Source organism: Halobacillus alkaliphilus (genome assembly GCF_900113125.1).
In the GTDB taxonomy this organism is placed as follows: domain Bacteria; phylum Bacillota; class Bacilli; order Bacillales; family Halobacillaceae; genus Halobacillus; species Halobacillus alkaliphilus.
On sequence record NZ_FOOG01000032.1, the window covers coordinates 14092 to 34291 of the forward strand.

A 20200-nucleotide genomic window follows, 5' to 3' on the forward strand; every position below is an offset into this window, starting at 1 on the left:
ACGTCAGAAGTTGATGGGTCCTCCACTGTATAATGTGATGGATACATAATTAAAATTCTTCATTGTGTTTGCCATAAAACATCAACTCCTAACGTGTAATTACTTTATAGTATAGCAGAAAAAGCAATTGTTACTGATAACTTTTTTTGTAAAAGCAGAATCACTTTAAAAGTGCCGTACTTTAATCTTCTACTGTCCCATGCAGTATGGAGTAGTATTCCACTTTATCATTTGAAGTGGAAAAACCATGTTTCCCATTATCATAGGCGATCAGTACATAGCCTAACTCACTCTCAAGCTCCATGATGCTTCTTTTTTGTTGTTCCGTTAGTTCTGCTATTTGCCAATTCATATTTTCACATCCTTATCCGGAAAATTTTCACCATACTTAACGGCATTTTTTTTGCAATGGAATGAGATCTATTCCACTTTCCTTTGTTTTAATTCGGTTTCCTCTGGCAGTTTCTTTGAAGCACCAGGGATCTCTCTCGATTCGAAATTAATTACATCTGAAGAATAAACCGAAACGCTCATCTGCCCTCCATACACGTTTGCGCGGAGCAGTAATGGCTGATTATATATGTTTTTAAAGGTGAAGTCCGGGCCGTACCAGCTGACCGTTGCATCCCGGCCTTCAGGTACATAAGGCACCCGTTTACTATGGGAATAACGCTGTTCTATCTGCACCCCTGCATTGTCTACGGCATTAAAAATCGTTGAAGAAACCTGACAGATCCCTCCCCCAATCCCTTCCGAAACTTCACCTCTTACAATAACAGGGGCAGGTAAGTATCCCTTTTCCTTCGTTCGCTTTCCAACCACTTCATTAAAAGAAAATGTTTCCCCCGGAAAGACTACAGTACTGTCGATACTCTCAGCAGCCAGTCGAATATTGTGGGTTCTTTCTTTGTTATTGGAATTGAAATACGTATCATAATGACCGATTTTTTGAGCACGAAGGCTGGCAAGGACCTCACTGTCTACTTTCGGGTGAACGGTGTTCATTGGGACTTCAATTTCATGTCCATTCTGACTGTACAAGGAATGATACATGTTCTTAGAAAAAGCTTGTTTATCGAGTTGATAACCTGTTTTTTCAGCTACGATTTCTCCAGACTCCCCTATTTTAGCGTTCACTGGTTCTTCTTTAACGAGCTTCTCTACCCGAACCATAATTTCGTACACTTTTGCATGGTCTATAAAAGGCTGAAGTGTAGCATCCATTAGAATGTCTGCCGGATGTATGGTAAGTATATCTTCCCCTTGATGCGTAATTACCAGTTCCTCATTTTGACTAAAGGGGGAAATAAGCAATAAGAAAATAAACATGTTCGCTAATTTCATAAATGAAACCTCCCACCTCTAGTTTGAGTAGAGGATAGGATTTCATGTAGAAATTCTTTTGCTAGATGTAAAATTCAATCGCTTATTCTGTTTATTTGAAGTGCCCTCATTTTTACAACTAAAAAAAAGAACCATACTCTTATAAGTATAATTCTTTTCCAATTAATGCTTTTAAATTATAGTTTAGGTATGTTCGATTAAGATCGCCACGTCCTGTGGCAACGTCGAACGACCCTGCGTCGTGCAGGGCCACGGAAAGCGAGTCGTTCCCTGGAGCCCCTTTCTCCACCCAATCTCGAAAAACGAGTCATCCACCATCCGGCCCGTTTGTGAAAGAATAAATCTTAAAAATAAACTAAAAAGTTGAACGTAACCTTCATTAAATTCAGTTTATATTTACAGCCTCTCCCGTTTTGGCTGACTCATAAAGAGCCTGGATAATTTGCTGAATCCGCACACCTTCTGATGGAGTACTTAATGGCTGTTTATCATGAATCATACATTCTACAAAATCATGAATGAGGTATTCGTTTGCATCTCGTTTTTCTACATAAGCAGGGGTTGTATCCACCAGGGTGTCGTATTTTTCCTGAAATATTTTTAATGGAAAAAGATCCGCTCCGCCTTCGTCTCCTATAACGGATACTTTTTTGCTGCTCAGCTCTTCTTGGTTTGCGGCAAAAGTAGATTCAAACATAAGAGAAGAACCGTTTTCAAACGTAATCATTCCCCTTGCCATATCTTCTACCGAAAAGTTTTCATAATCCCATTCACCCATTAAACCTACACCCTGACGCTGACCAATCTTTTGATAAGTAGCCCCTAAGACAGTTTTAGGCTTTGGATATCCCATTAGATATAAGGCTGTATCAAGCATATGAACACCATTGTCGATAAGTGTTCCTCCGCCCTGAAGCTCTTTATTCGTGAACACGCCCCAGCCCGGGATTCCCCTTCTGCGGTTATAGTGTGTTTGAGCTGCATAAATCTCACCTAATTCATGACCATCAATGTATTTTTTTAACGTTTCCACCTCAGGTTGAAAACGAAAATGAAAACCATAGGTTAAAATTTTTCCAGCTCTTTCTGCTTCTAACATCATTTTCTCTGCTTCCTCCACTGTCATTGCTGGCGGTTTTTCACAAAGTACATGGCATCCGGCCTGCAGAGCTGCAATCGCTTGAGAGGCATGGAATTTATTCGGGGTACAAATACTGACAGCATCAAGATTCTGTTCTTCAAGCATCTGTTGTTCATTTTCATATGCATAAGGGATCGAAAACTCTTCTGCACATTCTACGGCCTTATCTTTATTATGGTTAGACACAGCTATAACTTGAACGTCCTGACCATAGCTCTGGTAACTCGGAATATGAGCACTTCTGGCAATTCCCCCCGCTCCAATAATTCCAATTCGAATGGGTTGTGGCATTTAATTCCTCCTATTAGCAAGCTTGTTTATTCCTGATAGTAACCTTTTACCAGTTCATCCATCACCCGATTAGTACGTAAAGCGGTCTCACCTGTACTTGGGGAGCTCCCTTTACCTGTAAGTTCATCTACAATTTCCTGAATGAGATGCTGTTGAATATGTTTGGGCCGTTCAATAATAAACTGTTTAGTACCTGATTCTTTAATAAGTGTAACCGGTTTTTCATCAAAGGAAGAAAAAATAATCTCTCCTTTGGAGCCGACGATTCGATTTACATCTTCATTTTTGTAAGATGAAAAATTCCAGACACCATTTCCGATTACGCCGCTCTCAAAAAAGAAAGTGCCACTTACAATATCCTCCGCCGGATAAGCTTTAGCCTGGTTGGACGCGATCCCTTTTGCCTCTTTAATAGGACCGAGTAAATAATCAACCAAATCCAATGTATGAGAGGCTACATCATAAAACAGCCCTCCACCGCTTACTTCAGGCAGAACCCTCCAGGGTAGGTTATTGTTCTCATCTCTTTCCACTAGTTTTTGGGTCTGCTGGATGGAAACAAAACGAATGTCCCCAATTTCATTATGGTCGAGAAGTTCTTTTACTTTTAAAAATCGAGGGAGTGATCTTCTGTAAAAGGCTACATACAAAGGGACTTGCTGTTGATTACAAGCTTCTACCATTTCCTTGCATTCCTCTACATTTAAAGCCATTGGTTTTTCAACATAGACTGGCTTGCCGGCTGCAGCTGCCTTCAGGGTGTACTCTTTATGAGAGGCTGGAGGCGTAGCGATATAAACCGCATCCACATCAGGGTCGTTGATTAAATCGTCAGCTTGATCATACCACTTCGGAACCCCATGCCGTTCAGCGTAGTCTTTCGCTAAATCTCCGTTCCGCCTCATCACCGCTTCCAATGAACTGTTTTCTGCTAAATCAAACGCAGGTCCGCTTTTTACTTCAGTAACATCCCCGCATCCGATAATTCCCCATTTTATTTTTTCCATTATTAGTCTCCTCTTCTCGAGAATATAGTATATCTTTTTCACCCAAATACTCTTTATCAAACAATTTTTTAGGATATTCAATAAACTCTCCAATAATCAATATGAGAGAGTTTATACACAATTTATTTTTTCTAATGGCTTTATTAAACGTCAGTGTTGATTTTAAGGTAAAGCTCCCGTTTGTTGAAGGCTCAGTTTCGAGATAAATTGGGTCCGTTACGTTAGATGGATAAGGGCTGGTGGGGAAATAACTCGCTTTCCTATGGGGGAAAGGTGAGCTTCCTCGCTCGTTTCAATCCCTGCGGGATCTCACCTAGTCCCTTCTCCCATGGAAGTCTCGCCATTTCCCCACCAACCCAACTATAATGCTGCGAACGGACCCTGCTATAGCAAAAAGGAACCATGCTGCATCTGCCTCAAATGCTTATAGTACAGGGTTCCTACACGTAAACACACGTAAAAACCAGTTTGGATCATAGATGAGACTGGTTCATTCGAAGGCGTTGATGCAGAGAATTTCGAGCTCTCCATGATCGCAAAGGGGCGGAAGGGAACGGCGAAGACTCCTGCGGGATGAACATGATCGGTGAGATCCCGGAAGGCGAAGCCTGAGGAAGCTCACCACATGGGATGTTCGACTAAGATCGCCACGTCCTGTGGCAACGTCGAACGACCCTGCGTCGTGCAGGGCCGCGGAAAGCGAGCAGTTCCCTGGAGCCCCTTTCTCCACACAATATCTCGAAACTGAGTCTTCAACTATTCGGCCCTATTGCGTAATAAGTCTCTTATGAAAAATCAACGATAAACTTTAACAGAGCTTTTCTAATAAAAATCAACTAAAGACTTTTCATAAATCCCGCAAATATGTAAAAAATGCGTTCTATCCATACAATGACCAGAAGGAACAAGTAAAGAGCAAGCCTCGCTAAAAGAGTATGCTCTTTCTTGTCAAAATTCCATATAAGTATCAAATTAGGATAACCCGGGAGATTAAATCCACTATCCTTTATTTAACCACGTGACACAGCTTTCTTAGCTGATATCGCCGCGAAGGTAATCGTAATGGTGCAGGCGATCACGATGGCAATAACGCCCTGCATCAAATCCCAGAAAATCCACCCATCAATTAAGACCGTCCGCATACTTTCAAAGATATATGTGGTAGGGTTGATGGTCGCAGCTACTTTCAGCCACTGTGCTTCAATTAATTCGTAAGGGACAAAGGTCGTGCTTAAGAAAATAAGCGGGAAAAAGATAAACGTCCCTGCCTGAGCGGCCTGTGCATTCTTCGTACGAAGTGCAACTCCTGCAGAATAGCCCGCGAATGCAAGCCCCCAACCAATTGCGATTAACAATACAAACAGAATACCTCCAAAGCCCGTTTCGACTTCCAATCCCAGCAGAAATGCAATCCCGATGATCAATAAGGTTTGGATAAATAACTGAAGCATTCCCGCAATAATAGGACCGAGGACAATAGCAAGTCTCGAAGCAGGGGTAAGCAAAAGTCTAGAGAAAAATCCGTTCTCAATGTCTTTCACGATTCCCTGCCCGGCTCCCCCGGCTCCTCCAATTGCAGCGGAAACAATGGAAACGGGAAGGATAAAGGCAAGATAGTTAGCTCCCTCAAACATGGGTAACTGGGATATGCCGCTTAATCCTCCTTCATATACTAATAGAAAGAAAGCGGAGATCATTAAGTTTGGAATAAATGAAAAAGGGTTTCTAAGCGTCGTCTTAACACTTCGGAGGGTGATCAGCCATGTATCTTTCCATACGCTATTCCCCATGAACTTCCCCCTCCTTTTCAACCTGTTCACTTGTAATCTTCAAGAATATGTCATCTAGGGTAGGTGAAGATAAATTAACAGTAGCCACTTCAATATTCTCTTGGTCTAACAGCCTGACGAGTTCTAATAATTGCTTCGTGCCATCTTCCACATAAACGGTCAACTTACGGTTTTGCAAGATCACGTCGCCTGAATTCATATGCTCCTTCAGGATTCTTTCTGCTTTTTCTTCCTCTTCCTTTGTTGAAAAAGTTAAAGCGATTAGATCATTGCCTATCTGAGCTTTAAGCTCTCTTGGAGTTCCAGTGGCTACAATCTCACCATCATTAATAATACTGATTCGATGGGCAAGGGAATCCGCTTCCTCTAAATATTGTGTCGTCAGAAAAATCGTAGTTCCATTCTCTTCGTTTAAACGGCGCAGCTCTTTCCAAATGGCCATTCGATTGGATGGATCGAGACCTGTGGTGGGCTCATCTAAAAATAAAATCTTAGGCTCGTTCACGAGCGTAAGAGCTAAATCAAGTCTTCTTCTCATTCCTCCCGAGTAGTTGCCGATTCTGCGTTCTGCCGAATCCGTAAGCTGTACAATGTTCAGCAGCTCTTCCGCTCTTGTCTTAGCATCAACCTTTGAAAAACCAAAGATGCTCGCTTGAAGTTCAATCAGTTCTCGACCGGTAAGATCTGGGTCAACTCCTGTTTCCTGGAGAGCTACACCTATATATCTTCGAACTTTCTCCGGCTCTCGAATCACATCGTGCCCGGCTACTGTTGCCTTACCGCCTGTTGCGTTAATTAAAGTGGTCAAAATTTGTACCGTTGTTGATTTGCCAGCTCCGTTCGGGCCCAGAAATGCGAAAAATTCTCCGTCTTCCACAGTAAAAGAAACATCTTTCACCGCCTGGACATTCCCTTTCTTGAAGGTCTTAGATAAATGTTCGACTTCAATCTTCCCATTCACGACTATCACTCCCACTAAAATTTTCGGCACTAGTGTCAAAAAAATGCTTATCTTAAAGATAACGAATTTCACCTGGAATTTCATCTAATTGTTATCCACGATCACACATTGAATGATTTTTCTCATAGGATAGAGAACTAGTACGTTTGAAGGTTAATGGATCAGGGAATTAATCACTTCATTTTAAAAAACTAGGATCCACCAATACTAGACATTATTCCCTGTTGATCCAATATTTAGAGGGTGTTACGATTAGTAAAATTAGAAATTATCTAACGATTTACAGGAGGTGATAACATGAATTCAGAAATGCTCCAGACTTATTCTTGGATCCTTCCAAGCTTAACAATCATTCTGCTGCTGACGCTTATTGGATCTTACTATGGATTTAAACATCAGAAGTTCAGTCTGATGATTGCAACCGGGATGATGCAAACCATTATAAGTCCATTAATGCCTGCAGCAGTCGGACCTATTGTACTCGGTCTTGGTATTACACAATTTTATATGGGTATGGTTAACCTTAGAAGAACGCAGCCTGCCAAAGAATAAAAGATGAGTATCTTAAAGATACATCATCTTTTTTTGTTTTCCGGACAGGTTTTTAATAAATGCGCATTATTATTTAAGCCTCTGAAAAATCACCAAGTTGATTTTAAAGATAAGCTCCCAATACTTGAAGACTCAGTTTCGATATAAATGGGTCCTTTACGTTAGATGGATAAGGGTTGGTGGGGAAATAACTCGTCTTGTTCCATCACCCAGACACTCGAGACATAAGCCGCTCATCAACGGATTGAAAAACCGCCATCCTTTTGATGCTCGGCTTATGCTGGTCATGTCTTTCGGGGTGATTCCACATTTGAACACTTTCCTATGTCCCTATACGACCTAGGGGCGATCGACGTTGCCTTCTGCAGGGCCACGGAAAGCGAGTCATCCCCCGCAGGACCTTCACGGTAAACCAACATCTCGAAACTGAGTCTTCAAGTAGCCGGCCCAATAGCGTAATAAGTTTTTTTATAAAGAACCAACAACAAAGTTTAATAGAACTTTATTAAAAGATGAATCATTAGCATCGTTTAAACAACAATTCAATCATTATTCAAACCTGATAGAATCTGTTACCTTATATTTATGCAAACCCAACTTACAATTACTTTCAGGAGGCATAAATATGAACCAGACTATTGAAACGATATTAAACCATCGTTCGATCCGGAAATTTAAAGACATTCCATTAACAGACGAACAATTAGATACGATGCTTTCAGCTGCCCAGCAAGCCTCAACTTCCAGTTATATGATGGCTTACAGCATTATCGGAGTAACAGACCCGGAAAAAAAAGAAAAGCTTGCTGAAATTACGGGGCAGAAATATGTTAAAAATAATGGACACCTTTTTATTTACTGCGCAGATCTGCACAGGCCCGTCATGATGGCTTCTGATGAGGAATATGAACAAATGCTTGCCAATCTTGAAAACAGTGAGCATTTTCTAGTGTCTTCTGTAGACGCTGCATTAGCTGCTCAAAATGCAGCCATCGCTGCAGAATCGATGGATCTTGGAATCTGCTATATTGGCAGTATTCGTAATAATTTAAGCCAGGTGGATGAACTACTTTCCCTGCCGAAGCATGTCATTCCCCTTTTTGGTATGGTGACGGGCGTACCGGATCACCAGCCAGAACGTAAACCACGCCTGCCGCAAAAGGGTATATATTTTGAAAATGAATATAAAGAATCAACTCAGGCTGTTGAATCATTTGATGCGCATATTAAGGAATATTATCAATCCAGATCCAGCAATAACCGCATTGATTCCTGGACGGACCAAATGCTCCGTCGCTTTACAACACCTATGAGGATGGACGTCACCGATCTTGTACAGAAGAAAGGTTTCAATAAACGATAATAGTTATATAGTAAAATGGAGCGTGATCAACATGTTGAAAGACCTGGCTTCCAAGCTTAAAAAAGCAGATTCTATCGTAATTCTTACGGGGGCCGGGGTGTCTACAGCAAGCGGCATCCCTGACTTCCGTTCCAGTGAAGGACTGTGGTCGGAGGATGAAAGCCGAGAGTATTATATGTCGAGCGATTATTTCTATCACGATCCAGTAGATTTCTGGAACAAATACAAAACAATTTTTCAAATGAAATTGCTTAAGGACTATGCACCAAATCCCGTCCACCAGTTTATTAAGGAACTCGAATCAGATAAGCAGAAGGTAACGGTCATTACCCAAAACGTCGATGGCCTGCACCTCGCGGCCGAGAGCAGCCATGTTATCGAATATCACGGGACCTTGAACCAGGCAAGCTGTCCGGAATGCGGAGAATCATACTCTCTTGATTATGTGATGCGTATGGAAACACCCAGCTGTCAGAACTGCGGCGCTGTCCTGAAACCGGATGTTTTATTATTCGGAGATATGATTACAGCTCATGACGAGGCAGAACAGGCTATCCAGACGGCAGACTTCCTTCTTGTGATGGGAACGTCTCTCATGGTCACCCCTTTCAATCTTCTGCCTCATTATGCGAAGCAGGAAGTTGGAATGGAAGCAGCCTTAATTAATAGGGAGCCAACTGTTAAGGACCGGTTATTTGATTATGTAGTACATGACGATTTATCGGCATCTGTTGAAAAACTAAGAGATTATCTCTCCTCTTTATAATTTTTTAAATGAAGGCCAGCACCTATCTTCATGGTGCTGGCCTTTTTCATTTCAACTTAGACAGCACGCCATCATAGGTAGGAAGCTTTTAAGGTAAAGCTTCCATTACTTTAAGATTCAGTTTCGAGATAAATTGGATCCATTACTCTATGTGGAAGAGGGCTGGTGGGGAATAACTCGTCTTGTTCCATCACCCGCAGGACCTTAACTACAAACCAATATCTCGAAACTGAGTCTTACAGTATCCGGTCCTATTGCGTAATATGCATTAGATGAGGAGTCACCAAAAAACTTTAACAGAGTCTTTTATTAAAAAGCTCACCAGTCCTTGGACGACTGATGAGCTTTGTTGAAGCTATGCTTTTGTAATACCTAATCTTTGAATCAACGGCTTCAGGGTCAACCCCTGAACGATTAAGGAAAACAAGACCACCGAGAATGTAAATAAAAGTACTTCTTCTCTTCCATCAAAATCCTGCGGCAGACTCAGGGCCAGGGCAATGGACAAGCTTCCACGCAACCCTCCCCAATTTAGCAGGATTCTTTCTTTGGCCTTAAGATCTTTAATCCATCCTGTACTAATATACAAGGCAATCGTTCTTCCTGCGAGCACAATGAGAATCGCTGAAATAATCAGCATCCACTGCCCTGTAAAATCAATATTTCGGATTTCAATGCCCACCATTAAGAAAATCAGTGAGTTGGCAAGCAGCGTGATCACGTCCCAGAAGGTGTTGATATTTGTTTTGGTCTCCTTGGACATGCCGATTTTTGCACCATAATCTCCGAACATAAATCCAGCCACTACTACCGCAATAACTCCGGATGTGTGAAAATGCTCGGCAATGAAATAACTTCCGAAAAACAACAGAGCGCTGAAGGCAATTTCAAGTGGGTAATCATCGAATATGCGAATGATTTGGGAGAATATATAACCAATAATTAAACCGATTAATGCTCCGCCTAACGCAAATTGCAGAAACAGCAGCACACCGCTTCCTAAACCGGCCCACCCCATTTCGATATAGGTGAGCAGGTAAATACTTGCAATCTTAAATAACACGACCGCTATCCCGTCATTAAACAACGATTCGCCTTCCATCACAGTGGATAACTTCTCAGGAACACCTAATGACTTAAAAATCGATAATACACTAATTGGGTCGGTCGCACTCATTAATGCAGCAAAGGTAAAAGCCACAGCTAGAGGCAGATCAAGCAGAAAGTAAGCCCCTCCACCAATCACCAGCCAGGAAATAAACGTGCCAATAAAGGCAAGTCCGATCACCGGTTTCTTTTGCTGATACAGATGATGGAACGGCAGCTTCAATGTGGCGTCACCTAATAATATAGGTAAAAATAAAGAAATGACCGTCGCCTGGAAAACATCCGATTGAGTTATGTAAAATTCGGCTTCTTCAATGATCGGAAACTCCGTTAAACCTAAGACCAGCCCGACCAGGACAAGGGCAATAGAATAAGGTTCCTTCAGTAACTTTGCGATTCCGATTACAGTGACAGAAATAGCAAGTAAAATTAATATTTGAATAAAAGCGTCATGGAATTCGTGCATAGTGGCCCTCCCTGATATATTTCTCTATAATATTGTGTCACATTTTTCCTTTATTTACTATGAACCCCTTTGAACCGCACTCGCAATTCCAGCCATAAATTTCTCTTAAGGGGTATTATAGTTAATTGGGAGAATCCTCCTCCTACAAGCGGGGTGTAATAAATAACGGTAAGTGGATCTAAAAGCCACGAAACTAAGCTTATGGTTTTCACAGGAGAATGGTGCTTTCAATTCCCAGAGTTTAAGGAATTCGGTGAGTTCATCTATACGTTTCCTCTATCCTTATAGTCTAAACATTTTATCTACATTATTATTATCGTTTATCAGTAAATTTTTCTTAGGGAGATGTCCGTCTCCTAATAAAAAAAAGTGCCGAGACATTCTCGGCACTTTACAAATCAACTTACATATTAATAACAGTTACTTTATCACGTACAACGGATTCAAGGCTTTCACGAATACCCTGCACGCCAAGACCGGAGCCCTTAACACCTAAGAATGGGAAATGGTCTGGGCCACGTTCTGTTTTAGCATTGAGCTGAACGGTTCCTACCTCAAGTTTCTGAGCAATCCCAATTGCTTTATCCATGTCTGTAGAGAAGACACTAGCCTGCAGTCCATAGTCGGATTCGTTTGCCAGGCGAATAGCTTCTTCACTGTCAGAGACGCGGATAATCGGCAGCACAGGACCAAATGGTTCTTCCCATGCGATCTTCATATCAGGGGTTACGTGATCGAGAAGGGTCGGATACAGCAGATTCCCCTCACGCTTGTCCCCTGTAACGACGGTGGCGCCTTTTTCTTTAGCGTCATCGATGAGGCTTTGTACATAATCAGCGCTTTTATCATTAATTAGAGGTGTAACAGTGGCATCATCTTCCGGCATACCTACGGAAATACCTTCTACTTGATCGGTAATCTTTTGGACCAGCTCATCTGCTTTTTCGTTCTGCACAAGGACACGTTTGATCGCTGTGCAGCGCTGGCCAGAATAGCTGTAGGCTCCTGCTACGATTTCCTTCGCGGCTTTGTCCAGATCTGCATCTTCAAGAACGATGGCAGGGTCTTTACCGCCTAGTTCAAGTACTAATGGTATCATGGAAGACAGGTCGGCAATGTGACGGCCGGTAGCTGTACCGCCTGTAAAGGTAATCATGTCGACTTCTGGATGCTGGACAAGGAAATCCCCAATAACAGAACCTCTTCCAGTGGCTACTGTAACTAAATCACTTGGCAGTCCAGCATCAATCAGCGCCTCGATTAATTTAATTCCGCTGATGGCTCCCTGAGTAGCAGGCTTAAAGATGACACTATTTCCCTGCATTAAGGCCGGAGCAATTTTAGACGCGGAAAGGTTAACAGGATAGTTGAAAGGGCCAATTGCCAGAATCGTACCTCGAGGCGTTTTCTCTGCAAGACCAATCTTATTAGGGTTGCCTCCCTTAAAACCATCCCCGCGTTTTACACTGCCGTCTAATCGGAAGGCCTCTTCTACGGTATAGCGGATGTATTCAGCGGTACGCGACACTTCCGAAACAGCTGAGCTACGTTTCTTAGCCACTTCGAGCATGATGGATTCGCCAATTTCTTCCTTACGCTCTTCAAGAATTTCTGCCCATTTTTTCAGGATTTCTCCGCGTTCCTGAATCGACTTCTCCGCCCAGGCGGATTGAGCGTCTGCGGTTTTTTTGATGGACGCATCAAGCTCTTCTTGAGAAAGCGACGGCACCTGCCCAATCGTTTCTCCATTGTGAGGGGACGAAATCTCAACGCTTTTTCCAGATTCGCTTACATTCCATTCCCCATGAATTAATGTTTTTAAGCTTAGTTCTGTTTTAGTTGTCATGATTGTACTCCTCCCAATAAATCTCAAACGAACCCATCCTCCGATGGATTAACCGTTTGAGTAGTCCATATTATTACTCCAGGTTTTTCTATGGAGTGAATATTGTTCTCGTGTTCTTGCTTTTTGCATGTAGCAGGAATTCAAGTTACCTGGCAACCATTTCTTTTATCCTAATATTCTGAAATTTCAGCATCCATATGGGATCGATTCCAACTACATAACCACTCTTTTAAAAATTTCAAACAAGTACATTTGCTTTTCCTAATGTAAACTTTTTCAAGTTTATGCTTTAGAGCGATAATGTACGCGCTGTTTTTATTACTATAAGAGTTCTGACTTTTTTTATCAAGTGTTCAGACTTCTGATTTTCAAGGGATTGACCAAGGAAGCGTTTTCAATAAGCGGGGTGGAAAAGAGCGTAGAAAAGCCCAGGCTGTAGGGATCTCTCCCTTTGAACACCTGGGCTTTTTTAAACCAATAATTTTTTTATAATTTTATTGTTTTAATTTAGGGTTTTCTTGTTTAGCCTGCTCTACTCGAGGTTTACGATAACCTCCAGCAATGTCTGCCTGTTTAAATTCTTTTGCATAGGCTACTTCCTGAGCATCTGAAAGTTTAAACCCACTTCCACCGATTGGTTGATACTGTGAATTACGTGCCATTTTGTACTCATCCTTTCTCTAGAAACTGGGTTACATTTAAAGGTTACCCTGCTTCAAAAAAGAATAAACATACGTTTTATAATTTTGCTGCGGTCAGGCAGTCTAAATAAAATTCCATTTGTTCACTTCTCTTGAATCTAAAAGATCCTCTGTGTTTTCCCGATAGGTTTTGTAATGGACTGTCTGAATATGGTTCTGGACAGCAACGCTGTCTTTCCATACCTCGTATAGGAAAATAGTATTTGATTCGACGGATTGATGAAGGTCATATTGAATACACCCTTCTTCTTTCCTGGAGGCCTCTTTCACCTTTTCAAGTTCATCAAGCAGCGCGTCTTTATGACCGTCCTTTGGTTTAAATAAGGCGGTGATCGCTATTTTTCCCAAATAAATCTCCTCCTTCCATGTTCACTAACTTTATCACGAGTCTTCTTCCTCTCACACCTATTTGAACTTAGATTACGTGAGCAAACTATTTCGTTTTTTTCTGTGGGGGTGATATAACAATATGCGTAGTACAAAATAATCAACACAATGCAGAATAGGAGGCTGACCATCATGAGCAAGAAGCAAGTATTAATGGTAGTAACCAATCATAGAAAAATTACCGATGATTACGAAACTGGTCTATGGCTGGAAGAATACGCCGTTCCTTACAATGCCTTCAAGGACCAAGGCTATGAGGTGAAAGTAACCAGTATTCAGGGCGGAGAAGTTCCCCTTGATCCAAACAGCATCCCTGAAGAAGAAGTCACGGAATGGCAACAGGCTCAAGAAGAACTTAAAGATACCGCTAAACTCTCTAAGGAAGACGCAGAGGGATTTGAAGGAATCTTTCTACCGGGAGGACATGGAACAATGTTCGATTTCCCTGATAATGAGACCCTTCAATATGTATTGCAGCAGCACGCAGAACAGGGCAACATTATCGGTTCGGTATGCCACGGTCCAAGCGGACTGGTCAATGCCACTTATAAAGATCAGACCCCAATCGTTCAGGGTAAAGCTGTCGCTGCGTTTACAGATTCGGAAGAAATTGGCATGGAGCTCGATCTTTTTATGCCTTTCATGCTTGAAACAAAACTCCGTGAGCTTGGAGCTCATTTCTCTAAAGGAGAAGACTGGACTTCTCACGCCGTACGAGATGGTAATTTAATTACCGGGCAAAACCCAATGTCCAGCGAACGTGCCGCTGAATTAATGGTTGGAGCTCTAGAAGAAAAATAAGCAATAACCATGTTTAGCTCTTCTCTTCACCAAGAGAAGAGCTTTTTTATGAGTACAACGATCTTTTGATTCGGGTGATCCACCGTTTGAACCACCCCACTGGCCTGTCGCTAAGGGGTTAAAGACAACTCCCGTCCTTCATAACCCTCTGTCTTAATAAGATGGTACTCTCCATCTACCCAGTCTTTCAGTTGATCGTGGTACCATTCACTTCTAAAGTGGCCCGATTGTCCTGGTCCTACCAGCTGATAGGCTTCTTTCATATTCTCAAGGTCCATCACAAACCGCCATGAAGCCCCGTGATTAACCAGTCCTTTACTATTATATCCAGCTGCTCTCACCGTGACCCTGCTGCCGCTCACCGGGAGAGGTTCGCCAGGGTTAAAGAACCGCTCCAACATTTGAATGTTCGACAAAGGATGAGTAAATTCAACAGCATGGCCTGCTCCCCACGTCCACTCTTCTAGAGCTTCCCCGTGTTCCTCAGTTAATTCTGTGATTGTCTTTTGAAAGGCAGCTGTAACCACCCCGGAAACACCTCCGTTTTTATCCATCCAAATCGAAGATCCACCTTCTTGCACTTTACGCAGTATTTCATCTGTGGTCTGGCCAGCTCCGTGAAATAAATCAATCATTTCTTCCGGAATTGCCTCGTTGTATAACTCTTTCTGAATATTTGCCATCCATGAATGAAAAATAAGTGGCTGGGCAAGATCCTTCTGGTCCTCATAGTTCCATTCCTGCATGAGTTTAAGTGCTTCTGTTTCGGACTCAGAAAGTGCTCCCTTTTTCGTAACCTCAAATAAATAAGGGACAAACTCCTGGGCCTGTAAATTCCTCACATCCATTTGCATATCCATAACTTTCTCAGAGGTTAATGGTTTCTTTTCTTCAAGCATCTCGACGATACGCTTATAGCGATAAGGCTGAGCCCAGTTATGACTGATATGATATGGATAGTTGTCATCAGCAATCTTATTATTAGCGGTAGCTATAAATCCTTTGTCAGGATTTACGGTTTTAGGCAGCTCGTCAAACGGAATATATCCCTGCCAAAGATCTTCCTCTTCCCAGCCTCTCATAGGCAGTAAAGCGTCGTCGGCATTGTTGTAAATAGGTATCCTGCCATTTGCTTTATAAGCAATTGTGCCATCCTCAGAAGCAAATACGAAATTCTGAGCCGGCGCCAGGAATTTTTCCAGTCCTTTTTCGAACTCGTTCCAGTTTTTCGCTCGATTGATTTCCAGTATGGCTTCCAGTTCAGTGGTAGGGTCCAGAGCCGTCCATCTGAGAGATAAAACGACATCGTCACCGCTTTGTTCGGCGAACTCACTAATTACCGGTCCATGTCTCGTTTCCACAACTTCATAGTCAAGCGTTTCCTGATCTTTTACACGAATCGGCTCTTTGATCACATCTGCCTGCTCCCATTCGTCTTCAAATAGAAATTGACTGCGATTCTCGGGATTTCTTTTCTCTAAGTATAGCTGCTGAACATCAGGACCGACATTAGTTACCCCCCAGGCAATCTGGTTGTTATGTCCTAAAATAATGCCTGGAATTCCTGCAAAAATTACTCCGGACACATTATAATCGGGTGCATTTAATTGCATTTGATACCAAATCGACGGAGTAGCCAGACCAAGGTGAGGATCATCCGCAAGTATGGGAGCCCCTGATTCGGTCATATCTCCGCTCAAGACCCAGTTATTACTGCCGTTGAACTCATGCGGAATGACGATATTTTTAAAACTTGCCGCTACATCCACTTTTTCAGTTTCTTCCAGGATTTTCGGAGCTTCTGCGGGATAAGCAGGAAACAATTCCATAGCCTGTTCTTCTGAAAACTCATTGGTTAAATAATAATTAAAAGCCTGACGTTCCCAGTGCCCGCCTAAATCAAAGGCCATGTATTTTCCTATCGTTAACGAATCTACCGGTTTCCACGGATCTGGAGAAAATCCCATTAACGTAAATTCAGGAGGCAGCCGGTTCCCCTCTTCCGCTTCTTTCATATATGCATTTACACCTTCAGCAAAAGCCTCTAGGCTTTCGACGGCTTCATCTGAATAAGCAGAGAGTGACGCTTCCGCTGCTCTTCTTAACCCAAGCGTTCTAAAGTATTTATCCTGATCGATGGTGGCTTCCCCGACCACTTCACTTAACGTTCCTGAAGCCTGTCTCCTGGCCATTTCCATTTGAAATAACCGGTCCTGAGCCTGGACATAACCTTGAGCTATAAATAAATCACGAGTGGAATCTGCTGTGATATGAGGTATTCCCTGCTCATCACGAACCACTTCTACTGTACTGCTCAGAGATTCCAACTGAATTTCTCCATTTACCTCAGGTAAGCTGCGATTAGTGTAAACGCTTACAAAAATAACTATACCTATGACGATTGCAATGAAAATCATCCCCAGGATAAAGACGATTTTTTTCCATCTTTTTTTCGGATTTGGTTCTATATATGTACGTTTGGCCGTCTCCATGTAATCACTCCCCCCTGCCATTATATCTCAATTGAATAAATAAATGAATACAATTAGAAGCCCGGACAGGCTCCAGGATGATTAGACAGAGTTAGTACCGGGTACATACTTCAGAGCATGAGATGCTATAATTTTGGAGGTGAACGGAAGTGGAAAAAACAAATATTCAAGGTACTTCCATTAATGCAAGCCGTCTCGGCTTAGGAACATGGGCGATCGGCGGCTGGATGTGGGGTGGAACGGATGAAAAACAATCCATAGATACCATCCATACAGCGCTTGATCAAGGAATTAATCTTATTGATACCGCTCCAGTATATGGTTTTGGACGCTCCGAGGAAATAGTAGGAAAAGCCGTTCAGCAATATGACGGTGATCGAGAGGATATCATTCTGGCCACTAAAGTAGGCATGGACTGGAACGATGACTCTGTCTTTAGAAATGGCAGCAAAGAGCGAATTCATAAAGAAGTAGAAGATTCCTTACAGCGCTTGCAGACAGACTATATTGATATTTATCAGGTTCACTGGCCTGATCCGATTACTCCGATTCACGAAACAGCAGAAGCTCTGCACTACCTTCATAAGCAAGGAAAGATTAAGGCGATCGGTGTTAGTAACTTTTCACCAGAACAAATGGATATATTCAGGGAAGCAGCACCGATTCATACGCTGCAGCCACCGTATAACTTATTTGAAAGAGATATTGAAAAGGATATTCTTCCTTACGTGCAGGAACACAACATGACCACAATTTCTTACGGATCTCTCTGCCGCGGTCTTCTTTCAGGTAAAATGTCCTCTGACCGGGAGTTTGAAGGCGATGATTTGAGAAATGAAGATCCTAAGTTTCAGCAGCCAAGATTCAAGCAGTACTTAAACGCAGTTCAGGAATTGGATCAGCTTGCCCAGAACCGTTACGGTAAACGAGTCCTGCACCTCGCTCTTCGCTGGGTGCTTGATCAGCCAGGTTCCGGAGTCGCTTTAATGGGCGGCCGCCGTCCGGATCAGCTGGATCCTGTTAAGGAAGTGGAAAACTTCAGTATTGATCAGGAAACGATGCAGGATATTGACGAAATTCTCAGCAAGCATATTAAAGATCCAGTAGGACCTGAATTTATGGCTCCACCTGACCGTCAGGAATTAGGGCTTAAATAAATTCCATAAAAACCGAGCTTGCCTGCCAAGCTCGGTTTTTCTATGATGGTAAGGGAACCATTGTCATGCTCAATCGTATGAATGAATGTAAATAAAAGGAGGGCAATTCATGGAGATTCTCATATGGGCAATTATTATCGTATGTTTTATAGCCAGCTTCGCAAGCATTATTTTTCCAATCATTCCCGGACCACTGGTTTTATGGATCGGGTTCCTGGCTTATTTTTTCTTTCTTAATGGCGAAGAATTGTCATGGTTTTTCTGGGTAGGAGTCATATTATTAACCGTCTTGCTCATTGTTTCGGACATAATTGCTAACAGCTATTTTGTAAAGCGATATGGAGGAAGTAAGTGGGGGGAACGCATGGCCGCTGTTGGGGTAATCGTCGGTTCATTTATTATCCCCCCGTTTGGAATTATCGTCCTGCCTTTCATTCTCGTTATCGGAACCGAATTGATTCAAAAGAGATCAAATGAAGAAGCTTGGAAAGCGGCAATTGGCTCCCTATTTGGATTTTTGAGTGGCACCGTAGCCAAAATCGTCATTCAGTTAATTATGATTATTTGGTTTTTCTTTGAAATTTAACAAATATGTAAAAGTCCCAGGTAGTATCCATCTGGGACTTTTACATGAAACAAGATCTTACATATAAATCTTATTTTTATTAACCACCTATCCTAGAAGGTCCAAAGAAAAATTAATCATGCTTTCTCGCTTCTAACTCTTCGGTGACTTGGACAACAGGCTCATCCCAGGGATGGTTAGGGTAAATACCATGCTCAATGATGTTGGTTAGCAGCTTTTCATCTCTGGGGATGGAAAATTCCACTCGGACTGAAGTTACTTTTGTCGTTTCTCCTATGTTCCCTTCTGTCGGTACAGAGGTTTCAGAAGGAACAAACTGTTCTACTCCATCATTTGAATGCCAGACCACATTTTTATAATTCCCATACTTCAAGTCATCAATCTTTAATACTCCTTCAATGACTTTCTCCAGATCTTCTGGTACGACAAACGTTCTGATTCTATAGATTGGTTTTAACTGCATAAACAATCTCCTTTCCTAGCAAGCTTGATTACTATCTTACCATTTATTTCGGCTTCTTATTTCTTCCGTTCACATGCGGAAATAGCTTCTTTCTAACCGGGTACCTTTATGAACTGTAAAATGGATGTTTTTGTCATGATGCTAGTCCTATAGTAACTTACCTGATCATAATAAGAGAGTTTAGTCTTCCAAATTTTTTAAGGATGACAGAGAGTGAGTTGTGCCCTCGGTGGACACGGTTCCTTTCGTTTTACCTTCAACACTCTGCCGCTTTATTTAAATGGATCCTAGATACAACTCCTTCAATAGTTAGAAAAGGATAAGAAAACCACCTAAACCTATTACGATAATGAATCCAATGAAAACAGCTTTTATGATGCGCCTTTCTTTCGATTCCAGGAGAAGAGTTTTCTCGAAATACCTTATGATGCTTCCCATGCAAAGAATACTAACCACGATTAAAAAATTTCCTATATGGTCATCTACTAATAAAAATTTTATTGATGCAAGCAGCAACATTAAAACGACGCCATAAGCACTACTCAAGTAGAAAAGCTCTGTTTTCTTTTTTTCTTCCAAAACTTTTTCCTCCTTACCATTTAGAAAGGGGTGCCCACTTTTGAAATTCCCTTACACTACTCTGAAAGTATAGATAGACTTGTAGTGGTTAACTATAGAAGGTCTATTATTCTATGAAAATGTTTATATTCTCTAGTTCATAGGACATGTTACCTCTTCATCAATTAAAGACTCCATTCCTTTCATTCTCCATATTAACAGTACCAAGTCATTAAATATTAAGTGATACAAGATGGTTAGACAACGCACAAAAAAAATGGGTGATATCCTTAAGTATTTAAGCCACAATTTTATCTTGACTATTGGAATTACGAACTATGTGGATGAGGAAGTATCCACTCTTTTTAGAGGACTTATCACAATCGAAGATATTTGGTTTGCCGAGAAAAATACCTTTATA

The 20200-nt window shown here is 41.8% G+C and carries 19 protein-coding genes; 6 read left to right on the forward strand and 13 right to left on the reverse strand.

Features of this window, described 5'->3' with window-relative positions; translation table 11 throughout:
* Positions 1-181 precede the first annotated feature (181 nt).
* The 6 genes from BMZ06_RS20790 to BMZ06_RS15090 form a co-directional block, all read right to left on the reverse strand.
* Positions 182-352: a hypothetical protein gene (locus BMZ06_RS20790; protein WP_175477905.1), complete on the reverse strand. Its 171-nt coding sequence runs from the start codon at positions 350-352 to the stop codon at positions 182-184.
* Positions 353-420: 68 nt separating this feature from the next.
* A complete protein-coding gene (locus BMZ06_RS15070; RefSeq protein ID WP_089753139.1) occupies positions 421-1344 on the reverse strand; it encodes a VanW family protein in 924 nt (307 codons plus the stop codon).
* Positions 1345-1729: 385 nt separating this feature from the next.
* Positions 1730-2776: a Gfo/Idh/MocA family protein gene (locus BMZ06_RS15075; protein WP_089753140.1), complete on the reverse strand. Its 1047-nt coding sequence runs from the start codon at positions 2774-2776 to the stop codon at positions 1730-1732.
* A gap of 26 nt (positions 2777-2802) precedes the next feature.
* Positions 2803-3783 (reverse strand): Gfo/Idh/MocA family protein, encoded by a 981-nt coding sequence (locus BMZ06_RS15080; protein ID WP_089753142.1) that lies wholly within the window; start codon positions 3781-3783, stop codon positions 2803-2805.
* Positions 3784-4793: 1010 nt separating this feature from the next.
* Positions 4794-5573, reverse strand: coding sequence for an ABC transporter permease (locus BMZ06_RS15085; protein ID WP_089753144.1), 780 nt, complete (start codon positions 5571-5573; stop codon positions 4794-4796).
* Entirely contained in the window at positions 5563-6534 is a 972-nt protein-coding gene (locus tag BMZ06_RS15090; RefSeq protein ID WP_245756029.1) for an ATP-binding cassette domain-containing protein, read from the reverse strand. Before BMZ06_RS15090 ends, BMZ06_RS15085 begins: the two co-directional genes overlap by 11 nt.
* A gap of 297 nt (positions 6535-6831) precedes the next feature.
* Here BMZ06_RS15090 and BMZ06_RS15095 point away from each other — a divergent pair, with 297 nt between their 5' ends.
* From BMZ06_RS15095 to BMZ06_RS15105, 3 genes are all read left to right on the forward strand, one after another.
* Positions 6832-7086 (forward strand): hypothetical protein, encoded by a 255-nt coding sequence (locus tag BMZ06_RS15095; RefSeq protein WP_089753146.1) that lies wholly within the window; start codon positions 6832-6834, stop codon positions 7084-7086.
* A 625-nt stretch (positions 7087-7711) separates the two neighbouring features.
* Entirely contained in the window at positions 7712-8449 is a 738-nt protein-coding gene (gene nfsA, locus BMZ06_RS15100) for an oxygen-insensitive NADPH nitroreductase (protein WP_089753148.1), read from the forward strand.
* A 31-nt stretch (positions 8450-8480) separates the two neighbouring features.
* Positions 8481-9215: an NAD-dependent protein deacylase gene (locus BMZ06_RS15105; RefSeq protein ID WP_089753150.1), complete on the forward strand. Its 735-nt coding sequence runs from the start codon at positions 8481-8483 to the stop codon at positions 9213-9215.
* Between the two features lie 355 nt (positions 9216-9570).
* On the opposite strand, the gene BMZ06_RS15110 is transcribed toward BMZ06_RS15105, so the two are convergent.
* The 4 genes from BMZ06_RS15110 to BMZ06_RS15125 all read right to left on the reverse strand — a co-directional run bounded on the left by BMZ06_RS15110 (position 9571) and on the right by BMZ06_RS15125 (position 13683).
* A complete protein-coding gene (locus BMZ06_RS15110; protein ID WP_089753152.1) occupies positions 9571-10788 on the reverse strand; it encodes a cation:proton antiporter in 1218 nt (405 codons plus the stop codon).
* Between the two features lie 403 nt (positions 10789-11191).
* The gene (locus BMZ06_RS15115) at positions 11192-12634 is read right to left on the reverse strand and encodes an NADP-dependent glyceraldehyde-3-phosphate dehydrogenase (RefSeq protein WP_089753154.1); all 1443 of its coding nucleotides are present in this window, start codon (positions 12632-12634) and stop codon (positions 11192-11194) included.
* 494 nt (positions 12635-13128) lie between these two features.
* Positions 13129-13296 carry a YfhE family protein gene (locus BMZ06_RS15120; RefSeq protein ID WP_014642969.1) on the reverse strand — a complete coding sequence of 56 codons (168 nt, stop codon included), beginning with the start codon at positions 13294-13296 and terminating at the stop codon, positions 13129-13131.
* A 102-nt stretch (positions 13297-13398) separates the two neighbouring features.
* Positions 13399-13683, reverse strand: a complete 285-nt coding sequence (locus BMZ06_RS15125) for a putative quinol monooxygenase (RefSeq protein ID WP_089753156.1) — start codon at positions 13681-13683, stop codon at positions 13399-13401.
* A 171-nt stretch (positions 13684-13854) separates the two neighbouring features.
* Here BMZ06_RS15125 and BMZ06_RS15130 point away from each other — a divergent pair, with 171 nt between their 5' ends.
* Positions 13855-14523 carry a type 1 glutamine amidotransferase domain-containing protein gene (locus tag BMZ06_RS15130; RefSeq protein WP_089753158.1) on the forward strand — a complete coding sequence of 223 codons (669 nt, stop codon included), beginning with the start codon at positions 13855-13857 and terminating at the stop codon, positions 14521-14523.
* 110 nt (positions 14524-14633) lie between these two features.
* Here BMZ06_RS15130 and BMZ06_RS15135 read toward each other — a convergent pair whose 3' ends face one another.
* A complete protein-coding gene (locus BMZ06_RS15135; RefSeq protein ID WP_089753160.1) occupies positions 14634-17015 on the reverse strand; it encodes a penicillin acylase family protein in 2382 nt (793 codons plus the stop codon).
* A 149-nt stretch (positions 17016-17164) separates the two neighbouring features.
* Here BMZ06_RS15135 and BMZ06_RS15140 point away from each other — a divergent pair, with 149 nt between their 5' ends.
* Both BMZ06_RS15140 and BMZ06_RS15145 read left to right on the forward strand, forming a co-directional pair.
* Positions 17165-18172, forward strand: a complete 1008-nt coding sequence (locus BMZ06_RS15140) for an aldo/keto reductase (RefSeq protein WP_089753162.1) — start codon at positions 17165-17167, stop codon at positions 18170-18172.
* A gap of 109 nt (positions 18173-18281) precedes the next feature.
* The gene (locus BMZ06_RS15145) at positions 18282-18758 is read left to right on the forward strand and encodes a DUF456 domain-containing protein (RefSeq protein ID WP_089753164.1); all 477 of its coding nucleotides are present in this window, start codon (positions 18282-18284) and stop codon (positions 18756-18758) included.
* Between the two features lie 112 nt (positions 18759-18870).
* On the opposite strand, the gene BMZ06_RS15150 is transcribed toward BMZ06_RS15145, so the two are convergent.
* Both BMZ06_RS15150 and BMZ06_RS15155 read right to left on the reverse strand, forming a co-directional pair.
* Positions 18871-19221 carry a YqfO family protein gene (locus BMZ06_RS15150; protein ID WP_089753166.1) on the reverse strand — a complete coding sequence of 117 codons (351 nt, stop codon included), beginning with the start codon at positions 19219-19221 and terminating at the stop codon, positions 18871-18873.
* Between the two features lie 309 nt (positions 19222-19530).
* Positions 19531-19800 carry a hypothetical protein gene (locus BMZ06_RS15155; protein ID WP_089753168.1) on the reverse strand — a complete coding sequence of 90 codons (270 nt, stop codon included), beginning with the start codon at positions 19798-19800 and terminating at the stop codon, positions 19531-19533.
* Positions 19801-20200 lie beyond the last annotated feature (400 nt).